Source organism: Saccharobesus litoralis (assembly GCF_003063625.1).
GTDB classification, from domain to species: Bacteria; Pseudomonadota; Gammaproteobacteria; order Enterobacterales; family Alteromonadaceae; genus Saccharobesus; species Saccharobesus litoralis.
The window spans coordinates 1,970,612-1,988,201 of sequence record NZ_CP026604.1; the positions used below are offsets into that span (position 1 = coordinate 1,970,612).

The following is a 17,590-nucleotide window of genomic DNA, read 5'->3' on the forward strand; positions in this document are numbered from 1 at the left end:
ACTCTCGACTTTGGCTCCTGCGTCGTTCTAACACCTAAATCCATTTAGGCGGCCCCAATCACATAATAGAGCATATGCTCATGGGGACTCGAAGCTTGACGGCTTCCCCTAAAACCAGATCGCTTTGACTATAAATACACAAAATTAAGGGTTAAAAATGAAAACAGGTTTATTCTCAATAGGATTAGATACTTACTGGCCGCAGTTTGACGGCTTATTAGATAACTTAAACGGTTATCACAATCACATCAGCGAACAAATAAAAGGTATGGGTGCTGAGCTAGTTGATGCTGGCATGGTGGATACCCCAGAAAAAGCGCAAGATGCCGCTAAATTATTTAAAACTGAAGATGTAGAAATCATCTTCTTGTTTATCTCTACCTATGCTTTGTCATCCACGGTTTTACCTGTGGTGCAAAAAGCTAAAGTGCCAATTGTTATGCTCAATATTCAACCGGTTGCACAATTAGATTATGAAAAATTTAACGCCATGGGCGATCGCGGCAAAATGACAGGCGTGTGGTTAGAGCATTGCCAGTCGTGTTCATTACCCGAACTTGCGTGCGTATTTAACCGCGCAGGGGTTGATTACCATGTTGTGTCTGGCTACATGCAAGAAGACTACGTGTGGCAAGAAATTAACGACTGGGTAGATGCAGCAAAAGTTGCTGAAGGAATGCGCCAAAACCGTGTAGGCATTTTAGGCCATTATTACAATGGCATGCTTGACGTATACAGCGATTTAACTCAACAAGCGGCCGCCTTTGGCAATCATTTTGAAATTTTAGAAATGTGCGAATTATTTGATTTACGCCAAGCCGTAACTGCCAAAGAAATCGCTGCCAAAATTAACCTATTCCATGAAAAATTTGATGTATCAGACGAATGTGAGCAATCAGAGCTTGAGCGCGCGGCACAAACCTCAGTTGCGCTAGACAAATTAATCGCCAAACATAAACTCGGCTCTATGGCGTATCACTACGAAGGTACAGGCGAGTATGAAAAGATCGTGACCTCAGTGATTGCCGGTAACACCTTACTAACAGGCGACAATACGCCGATAGCGGGTGAGTGCGAAATTAAAAACGTACAAGCGATGAAAATTATGGACTTATTTGGCGTAGGTGGCTCGTTTTCAGAGTTCTACTTATCAGACTTTAAAGACGATGTTGTTTACCTAGGTCACGACGGCCCAGCCCACTTCGCAATAGCCGAAGGCCGTGTAGGTTTAGTGCCATTGCCAGTTTATCACGGTAAACCAGGCAAAGGCTTGTCGATTCAAATGACTGTTAAACATGGCCCAGTAACGGTTTTATCAGTGGTCACACGTCGTGATGGCAGTGTGTTTTTGCAAGTGTGTGAAGGGGAATCTGTTGCAGGTCCAGTATTACATATCGGCAATACCAACAGCCGCTACAAATTCCCTATGGGCGCACGCGCCTTTATGAACGAATGGTCACGCGGCGGCCCGTCACATCACTGCGCGATTGGTGTTGGTCATATCGGCGACAAACTTGAAAAGCTTGCGGCGATTTTAGGCATTGAAGTGCGCAGGTTAAGTTAGAGCGTATTGAATGACAGTGATAAACAGCGCTGTTTGAAAAACAAAAGTAGTTGAGCGAAGAAACACAACATATAACCGAGTTTCATAATACAACGTCGAATTAACTGCTAAAATGTACTTAAATACGATTTTGGATTGCTTTACTCTGTATACCTATACAACACTGGTTAAAAAGTTAGTGCTAATTAACGCAATTCTTAAAGGAAAAAATTTACATAATTGTAAAATTAACTTAGTATTCGCGGCAATTCACCGATATTTCTACTGTAAATAGTCTAATATTAAGTTAAAGGAATAACGATTTGGCAGCATTCAACTACACCGTTTACCAAGCTTGTGAAAGAACAGGTGGGGCAAAAGGCGTAAAATCGGGGATGCCCTTTCATAGTGAAAAAAACGATCGTCAGTGGCTTGGTGCTGGATATTATTTCTGGAAAGAAGATGTCGACCTCGCACATACATGGGGGGAAAAGTCTGTTAAGGGCACAGATTATGCTATTACTGAACATGAACTAAACTTTGACGAAAATGAACTGCTAGATTTAATTGGTAGTCCGCTAGACATCAAATGCTTTATTGAGCTAATTGACGATTGGAAAACCTATACCAACAAAACATTTGGTAACCATGGAAAAAAGGCTACTGTATCGAAAATTATACAGTATTTTAAAAGATTAGACGCCTTTCCGTGGAAAGGCGTTGCGGCGTGTCACGATACAACAATCAGTGACGCAGGTGGTAGGCACAAGTTTATTGATCTAAATAGAGCCAGAGAAAGTATAGCTTTAAACAGATTTCAACAAATTTGTCTTTACGAAGGGAACGAAGAACACATAGAGCGATCAAAAATCGTGTTCCCTAAAGATTGGCAATGATTAAGTAACCTAAGGAGCTCACAATGAATGCAAGAGAGTTAGCCAGAGCTAATTTGAAAAAGGCATTAGCAGAAAAATCACCTGAAGAATTAATGGCGATTTTTGAATCTGCAGAGGACACTGGTGGCCCTTGCGTAGATTCTTTTACGGACAATTTAAAAAAACATTATAACAAAGGTTACGCCAGCGTATCTAAATCTTTCATCGTAGACGTATGCGCTACTAGAGTAGGTAAATCTAATGTGAAAGCTAACAAGATACAAGGAAACAGCCAAGTGATGGACGACTTTTGCTGTAATACAGAATGGCTAGAGGAAGCCGCGTAAATGAACAAATTGACACTGGCTAGAACTATAGTAGAGCGCTTAAATATTGAGCGTGCAGAAGTTCCGAGCGAGGAAGAAGATAGATTCCATTTAACCCACAACGCAGGCTTCAATCCTGAAGAATTGCCGAATAACTTCTGTGTAAACTTTTATCTAGAAATATACCTAGAAGAAGGTTTTAAAATGGAGCTGCAATATTTTGCTGAATTTGATTTGGACAGTCCAATAGATCAAGAGTTTATGGATAGTTCATTTCCGCACGTTAATGCGCCTGCTATAGCCTACCCTTACCTAAGATCAACGGTGTCAACAGTATGCTTAAACTCTGGATACAACCCAGTGATATTACCTACAATTAACTTTCAGGCCATGTATAAACGTAGCATAGAAGAACAAGAAGATGAAAAACTAGAAAGCCGCTAAAAAGCGGCTTCTTACTAGTAACTACATACGCGCGTCTAATTTCACCACCTAATTTATCATAATTATTAATAACTTAAACAAAACAACCATCCCAAATTACCATTTGAACTCTAAAATCGCAATTACAAGTGATTTTGTGGAAGTTGTGTTTGACCGAGTACAGCCACTATTAAAATAAAGCCGTCTTCTTTTGTAAAATAAGCAATGTGCTTGCCGACAGGGAAATAAAAACCGTTTGGGTAAATATCGTCGCAACAGCGACCAAGTGCTGGGTTATCTGCAAGCATTTGAAATCCAATCAGTAGCGTATCTTTGTAGCTTCGCCATTGTGTTTCTGATAAATTACTGACGGTATAGCTTTTGATTTTTCGTAAATGAGCCTGAGCTAATTTACTCAGTTTGTATTTATTCTTTTGCATGATGGGTTATAAGGCGTTTAAAAAGTCTTCACCATCAACCACATTACCTTGTGCTAGGTCTTGTTTAGCGGATTCGAAACAATGTTTAATGTAGTCAGCTTTCATTGCCTCTAATTCTTCAAAGTCCTTAATAGACATTACAACAACCGCGTCTTTGTTGTTTTTGCTAATCTTTATTGGTTCACGTTGAGCACTGAGTAGTAATTCGCCAAAATTACGTTTTGCATCATTTGCCGTTAATGTGTGCATGTTCAATCTCCAAATATGAGTCTACAGTATGATTATAGAGGGTCGCATGAAATGGTCAATTTAATTAAATCGTGCGATTTGTGCGAAATTAAAAATATCCAATAAAACAAACAAGATAAAAGAGCATCCAGCGATACATAGTGACTCAATACGCAACAACAGCATCATGGCAGCAAAGTCGGTGGGAGTCGTACGACTTCAGCCACCCTTTAGGAACGCATAGATGCTGATTCATTAAACAGATGTAGGGTGCCCCGCAATGCGAGCGAGTCGCACCGTTCAAGGTATCAGTTTCAGATAAAGTTTTTTCCCTCGGCTCTTGATGAGAGTAGAGGTTTATCTCGTTTCTCTAAAGTGGTTTTTGTATTCACGAACCCTAATTCTTTAAATAGAGGGGTAGCAATTTAACAAAATTCTGGCTTGTCTTATTAAGCACTTAATTTTTTACAAAAATAAAATGAGATCCAGGACAATTTATGAAGTTTGTTAAACTTGCTTGCGTGTTATTAACTAGCACCTTGGTCTTGCTTGGCTGCCAAGCTAATAACGGTCAATCGAATAAAGCCGCTAACAGGGCTAAGGTTACCTCGTCTCCTACACCTGTACTCACATCCGCACCAGCAGTAAACAGTAATAGCGTTGACTACTTTACCGATAATGGTCTTAGTAATTCGGTTTCAACTTTACAACACCCAGCCGGTGAATATTTTAATGGCGTCACTTACGTTACCTATCAAGGCTTGCTGGAAGATGCTTATGTTGCCGCCTACAACCACAAAACCAAACAGTGGGTTGGTCCGTTTAAAGCCGGTACCAGTGCAATGGGTAAGGATCCAAAACGTAAAATTGATAATCATGGTAAGCCTGCGTTAATTGTTGATGACCTAGGCTATATTCATATTGCGTTTGGTGGGCATGGCGGCACGCCAGACATGGGTGAAAACGATTTAGGTAACTACAACTATGGCAAGTTAAAACACGTTGTTTCAAAACGCCCGTACGACATATCCGAATGGCAAGAACTCGATAACGTTTCGCCATTTGGTACTTATAATCAATGGGTAAAAACCAGTAATGGTGATCTGTATTTATTCTATCGCCATGGGGCTCATCAAAGTAACTGGGTTTACCAAAAGTCTACTGACCATGGTCGCACCTTTGGTGAAAGAGTTTCTGTTTTTAAAACCCAAAAACGCGATGACGGTTTAGGGGTCGATTCTTGGTATGGCTATTTTAGTGAAGGCAAGAACGACACAATCGCCCTAACTTATATTTATCACCGTTGTGGTAACAATCATGCCAATGGTAAACATTTGGGTGAACGTACCAATGGCTACTATATGCAAATGGACACCAAAACAGGGGTATGGACCAATGTACAAGGTGAGCCAGTCGCAACGCCGATAGATCGCGCTACCGCTAATCAAAAAACCTTAGTCATGAAAAATGATCACACCGAAAATTGGTCTGGTATAACTACGGTACATCATGATGAAAAAGGCTACCCACATTTACGTTTCGACCAAGGGCATCATAAAAACCGTCATCAAGGCGGGCCGAAAAGACCAAAATACTATCGCTGGAATGGTGAAAAATGGTTAATAGGCAAGGGCGGTCAGTTGCCTATTTCAAAAGGCGATCACATAGTCCATTCACCTATGCAAATCAGTGCTTTACTAGCCAGTAGAGATAAGGAAAAAAACAGTATTATCGCTTGGCGCCATAGTAACGATGGCGGTAAAACATTTAAGCAAGGTGATGTTCTTTTAGCGCGTAAAAATAACGGCTTTGAAGTCACCTCGATTATTCATAATGCTCACCCAGATGCACTAATGTTAGTGGCAGGCAAAGAAAAAAGTACTCATTTAAGAAAGATGTATTTAGTGGGCGTAAATGGCCCTATACAGCGTGCAAAAGAGCAAGCGCATCACGTTAACGAGTCATTTGCAGCACGCTATAACATTAAGAAAAAATAATAGAGCAGAACTGGCAGCATTCTATTTAATAGCGGAACTTTAATTTGTTGAGCTTCGTTTGTAAGCTCAACCTGCACACATCAAAACAATGATAGAGATAAACGAAAAGAGATTAGCAATGGAAAAACGAAAAATACGGTTATCAATGTTGGTTAGGTTAGTTAGCTTAAGTGCCATTTTTATGGCCGCTGGCTGCGGTATTAACTCAGCAGATAAAAACACAACGGATAAAAACATAACGGATAACAACGCCACGCTGATCCAAAACGATATGACGGATAAACAAGCCGTATTTAACCAGCTAAATGAACTGGCTTGGCAACAAGTGTTATTTGATAGCGGCGAACAAAACTGGCGCGATAACTGGTTGGTAGATGGCCTTGTCGGCACAATTGAGAATACACCACAAGGTATGCACATTAAGGCAGGGCCAGAAGCCTATAATCACGCCCATCATATTGTCGCGTGGACTAAACAGTCGTTCTCTGGTGATATTAAAATTGACTTCGAATATACACGAACTGATAACGCTGAATTATTTGTTAATGTTTTATATTTACTTGCCACGGGTGAACAAACGCCAGGTTTTGACAAAGACATTATGAATTGGGCTGAGCACAGACAAGAGCCTTTCATGAGACATTATTTCGGTAAAATGAATACCTATCATATTAGTTATGCGGCATTTGGCTTAGGGGAAGTCGATGCCCCAGACGACTACATTCGTGCGCGTCGTTATATGCCGTTAGCCAATCAAGGGCTAAAAGATACCGCATTAGAAGGTGACAACATTAATACGGGCTTTTTTAAAACGGGTGTTCGCCATCAAGTCAGCGTAATCAAAAAAGGCGATGCTTTATGGATGAAAGTAGCGAACCCTGAGCAATCGCAGGTTTACTATTGGTCAACGGCTAGTCACCCTGCCATCACAGAAGGGCGCATTGGTGTAAGGCATATGTTTACCCGCAGCGCTTTGTATCGTAATTTTACCGTTTCGACATTGACTCACTAACCTTGAGGTATGAAAGTCAAAGGCAGGAACATCAGATTTTATGTCGTTAAAGAATAGATGAGCCAAGGCGAGACAGGTTCTGCAAGCATAAAGGCCAATGTCGTTAACTTAAGCCAACGTAGGTTGGCGCTGAGCTTGCGAAGCCCAACACATGCCACGGTTTTGTTGGGCTTCATTCTTCAGCCCAACCTTCTATGAAGGACCGGAAGTCAATACCCAACCTTTAATTTATAAAAATCTCTTATGCTCTTTCTTCAAACCATAAGCTTTTTCCCATTTTTGAAGTTAATCAATTGCCCAGATTAATTTATTCGTGCTACTCAACATCAAGTGTGAGCGCAACCACCTTCTATCCGTTCCAGCCCTAAGCTGGCTACCTCAAACTGCATTCGTATGTGCAGTGAAATCTGGTTGAAGGTGCCCCTTCTACAAAAACGGTCAAGCTTGGCTTACCAAGGTTGGGCACGAGCACCTTCTCACAATCGTTAACGTTAATTCCTTATGTGTTTGTTGTCATTTGTGACTGCCTCTGTGCAATTAACCTTCCGTTAATTGTGCACCCTCGGGAATAACACCATGCTCAAGGTAACGCCACAGAGCCACTAATAATTTTCTCGCGAGCGCGACTATTCCCACTCTTCGCATCCGCTTGCTGCCTTTGTCAAAGCGCTCCTTAAACCATTGACTTAATTTGCTGCCTTTTTGGTAACGTAACCACAGCCAAGCAAACTCTATCATGACCTTGCGCACCCGCTTATTGCCTGCTTTACTTATTCCCTGTTCGCGTTGGCTATCTCCGCTGTCATAAGGTGTTGGGGTTAATCCCGCACAACTCCCCACTTGCTTAGCGTTTTTGAAATCTCGCCAACTAAAAAATTCTGCAACTAAGTACCAACTGGTTTGCCATCCTACGGCTTTAAGTTGCATCATTTGCTCTATCTGTTTTTCCATACTGCCGTCTTGGGCTTGGGTAACTCGCTCTTTTTGTAACGCTTCAAGTTCTTTCACTTGATTATCTACCATGACATAGCGCTCGTCTTCGCGTTGTAATTCGTTCTTCGTATCAACTGGAATGTCATACCCCGTGACTGCGCCTTTAAGTTTAGGCAGCAATGTTTTTAAATCTTTTATGTTTGCTAGCCGTATGCCATGCAGAAAAAGTAAAGATTTTATCCTTGTTGAATGCGCTCCTCGCTCTTCGATTAATCGCCCTCGTTCGCGTTGTAATCGTCGTTTATCTTCTTGCTCAATAGTCGGAACTCTAACAGGCCTCATTGCCGTCAAATCACCTGAACAATAACGAATGAGTAGTCTGTTTAAGGCTTTTACGTCCACACCATCACTTTTGACTTGGCGTTGACGCCGATTCACTTCAATAGCGGCTGAGTCAATCACATAATTAGTGATATTTTCTTTTTCCAATGCTCTGTGTATCCAAAAGCCATCTCGACCCGCTTCGTAACAGCTAAAAACCGGACAGTCTGGTGTGCATTTTAGTTTTTCTTTTGCCAGTTCAATTTCTGCAAGTAGGCTATTCCAATCACCTGCATCAATCGTTTTCTGTCTGAGCTTAACTTTATTACTAAACCCTAGCTTCCAACTTTTTGCACTTAATTCAAAAGCAAGGTACAAAATATTTGAATTTGCGTTATCTTTATCTTGAAGGACAGTATTCATCTTTATTCACCTTTTTTGGTTTTGTCACCTTAAGGTTAGTCGATATACTGTCCTTCATAGTTTCTACCAGAAATCGTTAACTTAATGGCATTGGCATAAAGGCTCGCCAACAAATAGAATTAATCATTTAAAAATTCAGCGCTAAGGGTAGCAATTTCTTAAATCGAAGCCTTTTCTAATTAAATGCTCTTAGTTCGTGTCTGTTGTACGGACTCTGTTTGATTTAGGAAAAGTTCATGCGCTATTTACTTGGCAAAAATAATAATTCGACGTTGTTCAAAACGTATTCACTTTTCAGTTTGGCTTTACTGGCAATCACTGCTTGCTCAGATCCCAAAGAAGACCAAACGGCAACATCGAAGCCTGCGACCCAAACAGATACTAAGCAAACCGCAACTACAGCAATCTCCAACCCATCAATTTCAACAACACAAAACCTAGCAGCAGAATTTAAAAATCCTCCATATGAAGCCAAGCCGCTAACTTGGTTACATGCCATGAGTGGCAATATGTCGGCAGCAGGGCTGACCAAAGATTTAGAAGCCATTGCAGAGGCCGGAATAGGTGGCACTATGTTGTTTAACGTCACCCAAGGTATTCCGCTTGGCAATGTGCGTTTTAACTCTAAACAACATATCGATTTGATTGGCCATCTAGCGGCTGAATCGCAGCGTTTAGGCTTGTCATTTGGTATGCATAACTGTGATGGCTGGACATCGAGTGGCGGGCCTTGGATCACGCCTGAGCATTCGATGAAACAAATTACCTTTAATGAAACCATAGTTGATGGCGGTGAGGTAAACATTAAGTTAGCGCAACCGGCGACTATGCTGGATTATTATCAGGATATTGCGGTTATCGCTTATCCAGCACTGGCTACCGAATTAGCTGATTTTAATCAACAACCTACTATTACAACATCAGACCCTAATTTCGATCCGGCTATTATCCGCAATAATATTTGGACTGATTTTAGTAGCCTTACACCAACAAGCCCAGAGCAACCGGCTTGGATCCAGTTCTCGTATCAACAACCTTATACTATGCGACTCATCGATATGTTGCTGCATAGTGGCCGTGGTTTAGATGTAGCGCTGCATATTTCAGATGATGGCAAAAACTTTAAGCCAGTCGATAAGCTAACCTTGCGCCGCCCCGGTAAATCGACTTATGCGTTTGACGAAGCCTTTAGCGGTTATACCGCCAAGTATTTCCGTTTGGTGAGTGACAAAGTGATGAACATTAAAGAGGTGCGCTTATCATCGACACCAAGCATGGATAACTTTTCTGGTCGCACGGCCGCTAGCCGCTCGGATTATCAAGAGTTTAGCCATATTGGTAAAGCGCCAAATGATTTGATTATTGACCCTGATAAAGTCATTAATCTAACTCATGATTTAAACGGCAATGGCCAATTAGTGAGTCAATTACCACAAGGTAAATGGACTATTATGCGCTTTGGTTACACGTCGACTGGTGCGGTTAATATTCCTGCATCTCGCGAGGGGACTGGCTTAGAGGTTGATAAATTCAGTAAAGCGGCGTTTAAAAGCCATTACGATGCCTACATCACCAACGTTATCAACAAGTTGAAAGAGGTTGCGCCCGGCGCTTTATATTCGGTTGAGATCGACAGCTACGAGGTTGGCGCACAAAACTGGACGCACGATTACGAAAAGTTGTTCCAAGCAAAGTTTGGCTATGATCTGGTGCCATTTTTACCCTTATTCGCCGGTAAGTTTGTCGACTCACCACAAACATCTGAAGCCGTGTTATGGGATACGCGTGATTTAAACAATCAGCTAATTAATGAAAACTACTATGGTTATTTTCGTGAGTTAGCCCATAAAGATGGCATTAAAACCTATCTTGAGCCTTATGGATCAGGGCCATTTAATGAACTGGATGTCGCGAGCAAAGCTGATTTGCCTATGGGTGAATTCTGGTTGGATAACAACAATTTTAGGTTATCGGCGTCAGCTTCGGCCGCTCACCTTTACAACAAGCCTATTGTCGCCGCGGAAGCCTTTACGCAATTTCCGCGTAATAACTGGTTATTTCATCCGGCTGAGGGTAAAGCCGATAGTGATAAAAGCTGGGCATTGGGTGTCAACCAACATGTATTCCATCGCTTTGCACATCAAGCCAATACCCATGTTATGCCGGGTATGACCATGAACCGCTGGGGCGCGCATATGGATCGCACGCAAACTTGGTGGTCGGTTGCGGGTAAACCTTGGTTTAAATACATCGCGCGCGGTCAACATTTATTGCGAGTTGGCCAGCCTGTCGCCGATGTTTTATGGTTTTTAGGCGATGCGACGCCAACTACTTGCCCAGAAAAAGATCCTTTGAGTGCTGTGTTGCCAATCGATATTAATTACGATTGTTTAAATAGCGACATTTTGCAAAAACTCACTGTGCAAAATAAGCAGCTAACATTGCCACATGGCAGCCAATACAAAATGCTGGTGTTAAATAACCACGATACCTTGACGTTTGCCTCGCTTAGTAAAATCTATCAACTAGCTAAGCAAGGCGCGGTAATTATCGGCACACCGGTTAAACAGCTAGCAGGGCGTTTTATTAGCACAGAACAACAGCAAGAGTTTAAAACCATGGTGGACTATATTTGGTCGCAGCCCACCACTTATAATATATCGACTAAAGCTAAAACCAGCCATGGTCATACTGGTGTGTTTGCTGAACATAAGGTTAAGAAAGAGACCAAGGTTGATTGGCAAAAGATTTACGCCGATAACCAATGGCAACCGGATTTGACGATTACTAACGCTGAAAAATTCTATTTCGCCCATCGCCAATCTGAGCAAATCGATATTTATTTTATCTTTAACGATTCAGAGCAATCACAAGTATTTGATGCGCGCTTTAATGTCAGCGGCAAAATCCCTGAACGTAGGAATGCAGATACAGGTGAAGTTGAGTTACTGGGTGCGTTTAGTGATAACGGTCAAACTACCCAAGTGCCGCTTAAGTTAGACGCCTATGGTTCTACTTTTGTGGTGTTTGAAAAATCTTCGAAAAATGTCAAACCACTTAGCCCAAAAACCGTATTTAATCAGCCAGAAATTGATGTGTTATTAGACGACGACCTAAAACCTCAGGTAATTCAAACATCAGAACCAGTCTTGGCTATTAATGGTGCTTGGCAGGTTGAGTTTGCAGAATTTTACGGGTTAGACAAAACCTATACCTTTAAGCAGTTAATTGACTGGAAACAACATCCTGATCAACAAATTCAAGACTACTCCGGCACGGCTATTTATAAAAAAGTCATTAACGTGCCAGCTGAATTACTGAAGGAAAATTTGCAGTTAACGCTAGATCTTGGTCAAGTTAATATTGCCGCGAGCGTATATATTAATGAACAGCGGGTTGGCACGGCTTGGCATCAACCGTATCAGCTAGATATCTCCAAACACTTGCAAGCGGGTGACAACACCTTAACCATTGAAGTTGCCAACTTATGGGTTAACCGCTTACTCGCCGACCGTAAATTACCGGATACGTCAGGTTTTAAAATTGCGCGCTGGCAAGATCCCATTACCCCAATGCCGCAATGGTATGTTGATAACAAACCAGCACCTAAATCAGAACGACTGACGTTTGTGACTCAGGTATTTATGGATGAAGATGAACCGCGTCAATCTTCTGGATTGATTGGCCCCGTCCACATAAGTGCAAGACAAGTAAAATAAGATCAGCTAATTGGGATGAAAACATAATTAAATGATGAATATTCAAGCGTTTATTAAATCTATATTTATCGTCACCGGTATAACGTGCCTGGTTGCTTGTCAATCCTTGGTATCGCAACAATATGCAATTAATGCTAATGCTTCCTATCAAGCTGTTGCGCTGCGTACTGAACTCTTGCTCGGCAATTGGGTAAAAGACATACAGGATCGTCAACCAGAGTTCTCTTGGCAGGTGAATAGTGAACAAGACAAGGGAAGTCAGATCGCCTATCAAATTCAAGTATGGCGATTAAACCCAGTGGCAAAAAAAACACTTGTCTGGGATTCTGGCAAGGTTAATACCTCACAAGCTCAAGCCGTTTCGTATAAAGGGGAAGCCTTGAGTGTTGAAACCGATTACCAATGGCGAGTTAAGGTTTGGATGTCTGATAATACAGGACAAAAACAGCAAGGTATTTGGTCACAACCACAGAAATTTAGCACCGCCGAGCGATTTAGTCATCAAACCAGTGTTCACCCTTTGATGGCGAGTCCAATTAAAGCAAAAAGTATAAAACGCTTAACCAATGGCCGATACTTAGTCGATTTTGGTCGCTCCGCGTTTGGATTTCTTGAGCTGAGTCTTACCAGTGGTTCAGCTGGTGTGGTTAACATTCATTTTGCTGAGCGCGGAACCGATATCGGTATTATCAACAAGCTGCATCGCGGTTCGAGTGTTCGTTATTATAAAGTGCCACTGCCAGTCAACGCTAAGTTTGATACTTACCGTGTTCAGCCACCGCGTGATAAGCGTAATACCAAAGCTAACAAAGCGATAGCCATTCCCGGTCGATTTGGCCGTATAGCGCCTTTTCGTTATGTTGAAATTGAAACAAATGATATTGAATTAAGTAATATTTCAGCCACGCAAATGGTAGTGCATTACCCATTTGATCCGTATTCATCATCCTTCGAATCCAGCAGTGAAGTGCTTAATGCAGTATGGGATTTATCTAAATACAGTATGAAAGCTACAAGTTTTGCCGGTTTATATGTAGATGGTGATCGTGAGCGAATTCCCTATGAAGCCGACGCCTACATTAACCAACTGTCGCATTATTTAGTTGATAGCGAATATGCCATGGCACGTGCCACACATGAATACTTACTAAAACACCCAACTTGGCCGACAGAATGGAAGCAACATTCAATTATGATGGCGTGGCAAGATTGGATGTATACTGGTGATCGTGAATCTTTAGCTAATCATTACCGAGTGTTAAAAGAGGACAAAAGCTTTTTGTCTTTGCAGAACGAGTTGGGTCTATTGCAAACTTTTCCACCAACTAAAAATCGTCGTAAACCAGGAGAAAGTCGAGACATAGTTGATTGGCCGCCGAATGAACGTGACGGTTATGACTTTAAACCGGTTAATACCGTTGTTAATGCATTTCACTATTTGAATTTACAGCAAATGGCCGACATTGCGTTGGTACTAGGGAAAAACACTGATGCACAAATGTATAAACAGCGGGCGGAAAAACTTCATTTTGCTTTTAACCATAACTTGTTTAACCAAAAAACCGGATTGTATGTAGACGGTTTGGGCTCAAGTCATAGCTCGGCTCACGCTAATATTTTACCTTTGGCCGTTGGCTTAGTGCCGGCCAATAAACAAGCTAAAATCATTACGTTTTTGAAAAGCAAAAAGATGGCGGTGAGCGTTTATTTTGCGCAATATTTAATGGAAGCGCTTTATCAAAATCAGCAAGCTGACTACGCGTTATCGTTATTAACCTCAACGGAGTTACGTAGTTGGTACAACATGATCCGAGTTGGTTCCACTATTACCCTAGAAGCTTGGGATGATCAGTTTAAACCTAATCAAGATTGGAACCACGCTTGGGGGGCAGTGCCAGGAAATATTGTTGGGCGCTTTATATTAGGCGTAACACCATTGACTGCTGGGTTTGAGCAATTTGTTATTGCGCCACAACTCGGAGGGTTACAGTTTGCTAAAGGAAAAGTACCGACAATCAAAGGCGCCGTTTATGTTGATGTTGAACAGCAAAGCGACAATAAATTAAGCATTACTATCGATATTCCCAACAACAGCCGCGCGAAAGTTGTCGCCCCAATTTTAACCGGTAAAACGATAAAAGCTGTTTTAGTTGGAGGAGAAGCAATCGCCTTTGATGCTAATTCAGGACAGTTAGGTAATGATCTATTTAGCCCAGGCCATTATCATATTGAAGTGAGCTACCAGTAGTCGCAATGAATAAGAATCAATACGAGTAAATAATAAGCAACGAGAATCAAATGACACCAGGTATAAACGCGGCTAAAAAAGCCAAAATTAGCCACAACATTCATGAATATTCGCATGATTCGGCTAGCGAATCTTACGGCTTAGAAGCCGCAGAAAAGCTAGGTATTGCCCAGGAGCGTGTATTTAAAACCTTGGTCGTCAGCCTTGAAGGCAAAGAACTGGCGGTAGGGGTGATCCCCGTTGCTTGCAAACTTAGCATGAAGCAAATCGCCAAGTCCGCTAGTGCCAAAAAAGCGAAAATGGCTGAACCGGCGGAAGTCGAGCGTTCAACAGGCTATATACTGGGCGGTGTCAGCCCGCTAGGGCAAAAGAAACGCCTAAAAACCTTTATTGATATTTCAGCTCAGCAGTACGAAACAGTTTTTGTGAGTGCAGGGCGCAGAGGGCTTGAGATAGAACTGAGCCCGAATGATTTAGTTAAGCTTACCAACGCTAAGTTTGCTGAAATTACGGCCTAGTACGTTTTAAAATGAATTGGGTGCAATAATTAAGCTCAACGGAAACAATAGTTTTATATCGATTTTGCCGCGGCTCTGTATTTAACAGGAGATTGGCCTTGTACTTTCTTAAAAATACGACTGAAATAATATGGGTCTTGGTAACCTAACTGTTCAGCAATATCACGTATGCTTAGGTTGGTTTGGTATAATTGCTCACAGGCTTTGCGCATCTTTAATTGTATATAATAAGCGGTGGGGGATTGGTTGGTGCGCTCGCGAAACAGCTTACTGTAATGCGCCACACTTTGCCCCGCTTGTGCGGCTAAATCACTAAGCGGGATCGCCATATCTAAATGCTTTTCCATAAATTTAATGCTGGCGTTAATCCCATCTTCTTTGAGTTTGTGCTTAATGTTGGTCAAACCATGATTAAGCTTAATACGACTTAATAAACGGATTAATTCTGCTGACATTGCAAATAAACCTGCTTCAGAATGGTTGTAGTTTAAGCAAACATAAACATCTTCAAAGGCTTGGCGCATCGCCTGAATATCGGCAACAAAACGCAATGGTTTTACCAGATCCACCTCCAAATTTATTAGATGATTTTTCACTTGTCGGCCATCGAAATGGATCCAAAATAAAGACCAAGGGTCGTGTTTGTCAGCTTGATAGACATGAGGCGTTTTAGGTGGAATTAATACAGCACAACCGGCTTTTACTTCAAAAGTAATATCATCCAGTTTTAACCAACCTGTGCCTTTTAAACAGTATATTAGAATGGCTTGTTCTACACCCTCACGACGCGCAACATAATGATTCGGCGCAGACGGATAAGCACCCAGGTGCGTTACATAAAGCTGGCTGATCACCTCTGATTCTCTGCACCTTTGGATGGCAGCAGGAGGAAGAATCACTAATCGTTGGCGGGGAAAGCCATCTTCAACTCTAAAAACCATGTTCAATCCTAATCACGTAATGGTCACCTAACACTCACATAATTTCAAATAATAACATAATCCATCTTTTTAGAGCGAATTAGCCATTCAAGTTAAGGTTAATGAAGTGTTAAATACTTACTATGAACCTAACTTAATGAAGTAAAACATTTTGGCTAACAGTGAAATAAATAACATTCAGCAATTGGACAGGCATCCCCAAATGGCTTCAGCCTACAATCTGACGTTTATTGGCATGATCAGTCTTGTCGCAGCAATGGGAGGCCTACTGTTTGGCTACGACTGGGTAGTCATTGGCGGGGCAAAACCTTTTTACGAAGCTTATTTTAATATTGGTGGAGAGGGACAAGCTTGGCTAGCAGGTTGGGCAATGAGCTCGGCCTTGGTGGGGTGCTTAGCAGGCGCGCTGTTATCAGGTTTAATAACAGACAAATTAGGCCGTAAAAAAGTACTCATTATTGCCGCAGCACTCTTCACTATATCAGCCATATGGACTGCTCTGACCCAAGGTTTTAACGAATTTATATTGGCACGCATAGTGGGTGGTATCGCGATAGGTCTAGCGTCAAATGTATCACCTATGTACATCGCAGAAATCGCGCCGGCTTCTCTTCGAGGGCGCTTCGTGTCAATAAATCAGCTAACAATCGTGTTAGGTGTATTGGCCGCGCAAATTGTAAATTGGCTTATCTACAGCTCAAATCCGATAGATACAGAAGGTACAACAGAGCTAATTATCAATTCTTGGAATGGACAAATTGGCTGGCGCTGGATGTTCGCTGCCGAAGCCGTACCTGCTTTGCTTTTTTTACTTCTGACCCTGTGTATTCCTGAATCACCAAGATGGCTGATAACAAAGCAGCAAACAGATCAAGCTTTTAATACCCTAGAAAAAATTGGTGGTCACGCCTATGCCAATATCGAGCTGAATAAGATCAAGCAAACACTCGCGCAGCCATTGCAAACCAAGCCATCGCCAACCAAGCCATGTAAAACACTGGCTATATCACAGCTGCGCAGTGCAAAGCTGGCCAAAATAATAGGCTTAGGCATTTTTATTGCGGTGTTTCAGCAATGGTGCGGCATCAATGTCATTTTTAATTACGCTCAAGAAATCTTTGTGCAGGCAGGCTACGACGTCAGCGGCATGATGTTTAACATCGTGATCACTGGCGCAGTCAATCTGCTATTTACCTTAGCCGCCATGAAAACAGTTGATCGCTGGGGGCGCAGGCCTCTCATGCTATTTGGCTCAGCCAGCTTAATGATCACCTATGCGGTACTAGGAGCATGCTACTACTTTGCATTGCAAGGTGTCGTCGTGCTGATTGTCGTTTTAATTGCTATCGCCTGTTATGCCATGACCTTGGCTCCCATTACTTGGGTTTTGTTATCCGAAATGTTCCCCAATCGCATTCGTGGTGCGGCAATGAGTGTATGTGTCAGCGCATTATGGATTGCAAGTTTCGGGTTAACCGTAACCTTTAAACCCATCAATGCCACATTAGGCGCAGCAGGTACATTCTGGCTGTACGGTTTTATCTGCTTAATCGGCTTTTTCGTGATTAAAACCCTGGTTCCCGAAACTAAAGGTAAATCGTTGGAAGATATCGAACAGCAATTTGTTGATTAAACACAATCAC

The 17,590-nt window shown here is 42.0% G+C and carries 14 protein-coding genes; 10 read left to right on the forward strand and 4 right to left on the reverse strand.

Annotated features, from left to right (window positions below; all coding sequences use genetic code 11):
- Nucleotides 1-157: 157 nt before the first annotated feature.
- From C2869_RS06950 to C2869_RS22580, 4 genes are all read left to right on the forward strand, one after another.
- A complete protein-coding gene (locus C2869_RS06950; RefSeq protein WP_108602260.1) occupies nt 158-1,564 on the forward strand; it encodes an L-fucose/L-arabinose isomerase family protein in 1,407 nt (468 codons plus the stop codon).
- 302 nt (nt 1,565-1,866) lie between these two features.
- Complete coding sequence (locus C2869_RS06955; RefSeq protein WP_108602261.1) at nt 1,867-2,439, forward strand: hypothetical protein; 573 nt, start codon at nt 1,867-1,869, stop codon at nt 2,437-2,439.
- A 23-nt stretch (nt 2,440-2,462) separates the two neighbouring features.
- Nucleotides 2,463-2,765, forward strand: a complete 303-nt coding sequence (locus tag C2869_RS06960; protein WP_108602262.1) for a hypothetical protein — start codon at nt 2,463-2,465, stop codon at nt 2,763-2,765.
- Complete coding sequence (locus tag C2869_RS22580) at nt 2,766-3,188, forward strand: protein-export chaperone SecB (RefSeq protein ID WP_199915634.1); 423 nt, start codon at nt 2,766-2,768, stop codon at nt 3,186-3,188.
- 122 nt (nt 3,189-3,310) lie between these two features.
- Here C2869_RS22580 and C2869_RS06970 read toward each other — a convergent pair whose 3' ends face one another.
- Together C2869_RS06970 and C2869_RS06975 are read right to left on the reverse strand one after the other, a co-directional pair.
- A complete protein-coding gene (locus tag C2869_RS06970) occupies nt 3,311-3,607 on the reverse strand; it encodes a type II toxin-antitoxin system RelE/ParE family toxin (protein ID WP_108602263.1) in 297 nt (98 codons plus the stop codon).
- A gap of 6 nt (nt 3,608-3,613) precedes the next feature.
- Nucleotides 3,614-3,856 carry a type II toxin-antitoxin system Phd/YefM family antitoxin gene (locus C2869_RS06975; protein ID WP_108602264.1) on the reverse strand — a complete coding sequence of 81 codons (243 nt, stop codon included), beginning with the start codon at nt 3,854-3,856 and terminating at the stop codon, nt 3,614-3,616.
- Between the two features lie 476 nt (nt 3,857-4,332).
- On the opposite strand from C2869_RS06975, the gene C2869_RS06980 reads away from it, so the two are divergent.
- Both C2869_RS06980 and C2869_RS06985 read left to right on the forward strand, forming a co-directional pair.
- On the forward strand, nt 4,333-5,832 hold the full coding sequence (locus C2869_RS06980; protein WP_108602265.1) for a BNR-4 repeat-containing protein: 1,500 nt from the start codon (nt 4,333-4,335) through the stop codon (nt 5,830-5,832).
- A 118-nt stretch (nt 5,833-5,950) separates the two neighbouring features.
- Nucleotides 5,951-6,844 (forward strand): DUF1961 family protein, encoded by an 894-nt coding sequence (locus C2869_RS06985; protein WP_228710792.1) that lies wholly within the window; start codon nt 5,951-5,953, stop codon nt 6,842-6,844.
- Nucleotides 6,845-7,381: 537 nt separating this feature from the next.
- Here the strand turns inward: C2869_RS06985 and C2869_RS06990 are convergent.
- Complete coding sequence (locus C2869_RS06990; protein WP_108602267.1) at nt 7,382-8,521, reverse strand: IS110 family RNA-guided transposase; 1,140 nt, start codon at nt 8,519-8,521, stop codon at nt 7,382-7,384.
- A gap of 236 nt (nt 8,522-8,757) precedes the next feature.
- Here C2869_RS06990 and C2869_RS06995 point away from each other — a divergent pair, with 236 nt between their 5' ends.
- From C2869_RS06995 to ybaK, 3 genes are read left to right on the forward strand one after another with little or no spacing between them, the layout of a single operon-like run.
- Entirely contained in the window at nt 8,758-12,240 is a 3,483-nt protein-coding gene (locus C2869_RS06995; protein ID WP_228710793.1) for a glycosyl hydrolase, read from the forward strand.
- A gap of 31 nt (nt 12,241-12,271) precedes the next feature.
- Entirely contained in the window at nt 12,272-14,488 is a 2,217-nt protein-coding gene (locus tag C2869_RS07000; protein ID WP_108602268.1) for an alpha-L-rhamnosidase-related protein, read from the forward strand.
- A 50-nt stretch (nt 14,489-14,538) separates the two neighbouring features.
- Complete coding sequence (gene ybaK / locus C2869_RS07005) at nt 14,539-15,006, forward strand: Cys-tRNA(Pro) deacylase (protein ID WP_108602269.1); 468 nt, start codon at nt 14,539-14,541, stop codon at nt 15,004-15,006.
- A 53-nt stretch (nt 15,007-15,059) separates the two neighbouring features.
- Here the strand turns inward: ybaK and C2869_RS07010 are convergent, their stop codons facing one another.
- Nucleotides 15,060-15,947, reverse strand: coding sequence for an AraC family transcriptional regulator (locus C2869_RS07010; RefSeq protein WP_108602270.1), 888 nt, complete (start codon nt 15,945-15,947; stop codon nt 15,060-15,062).
- A gap of 202 nt (nt 15,948-16,149) precedes the next feature.
- Here C2869_RS07010 and C2869_RS07015 point away from each other — a divergent pair, with 202 nt between their 5' ends.
- The gene (locus C2869_RS07015) at nt 16,150-17,580 is read left to right on the forward strand and encodes a sugar porter family MFS transporter (protein WP_108602271.1); all 1,431 of its coding nucleotides are present in this window, start codon (nt 16,150-16,152) and stop codon (nt 17,578-17,580) included.
- The last annotated feature ends 10 nt before the right edge of the window (nt 17,581-17,590 follow it).

What these genes read in the sequence shown, in the direction of transcription:
- C2869_RS06950 (WP_108602260.1), top strand. Translation starts at nt 158, where the DNA reads ATGAAAACAGGTTTATTCTCAATAGGATTAGATACTTACTGGCCGCAG.
- C2869_RS06960 (WP_108602262.1), top strand. Translation starts at nt 2,463, where the DNA reads ATGAATGCAAGAGAGTTAGCCAGAGCTAATTTGAAAAAGGCATTAGCA.
- C2869_RS22580 (WP_199915634.1), top strand. Translation starts at nt 2,766, where the DNA reads ATGAACAAATTGACACTGGCTAGAACTATAGTAGAGCGCTTAAATATT.
- C2869_RS06970 (WP_108602263.1), bottom strand. Translation starts at nt 3,607, where the DNA reads ATGCAAAAGAATAAATACAAACTGAGTAAATTAGCTCAGGCTCATTTA.
- C2869_RS06975 (WP_108602264.1), bottom strand. Translation starts at nt 3,856, where the DNA reads ATGCACACATTAACGGCAAATGATGCAAAACGTAATTTTGGCGAATTA.
- C2869_RS06980 (WP_108602265.1), top strand. Translation starts at nt 4,333, where the DNA reads ATGAAGTTTGTTAAACTTGCTTGCGTGTTATTAACTAGCACCTTGGTC.
- C2869_RS06985 (WP_228710792.1), top strand. Translation starts at nt 5,951, where the DNA reads ATGGAAAAACGAAAAATACGGTTATCAATGTTGGTTAGGTTAGTTAGC.
- C2869_RS06990 (WP_108602267.1), bottom strand. Translation starts at nt 8,521, where the DNA reads ATGAATACTGTCCTTCAAGATAAAGATAACGCAAATTCAAATATTTTG.
- C2869_RS06995 (WP_228710793.1), top strand. Translation starts at nt 8,758, where the DNA reads ATGCGCTATTTACTTGGCAAAAATAATAATTCGACGTTGTTCAAAACG.
- C2869_RS07000 (WP_108602268.1), top strand. Translation starts at nt 12,272, where the DNA reads ATGATGAATATTCAAGCGTTTATTAAATCTATATTTATCGTCACCGGT.
- ybaK (WP_108602269.1), top strand. Translation starts at nt 14,539, where the DNA reads ATGACACCAGGTATAAACGCGGCTAAAAAAGCCAAAATTAGCCACAAC.
- C2869_RS07010 (WP_108602270.1), bottom strand. Translation starts at nt 15,947, where the DNA reads ATGGTTTTTAGAGTTGAAGATGGCTTTCCCCGCCAACGATTAGTGATT.
- C2869_RS07015 (WP_108602271.1), top strand. Translation starts at nt 16,150, where the DNA reads ATGGCTTCAGCCTACAATCTGACGTTTATTGGCATGATCAGTCTTGTC.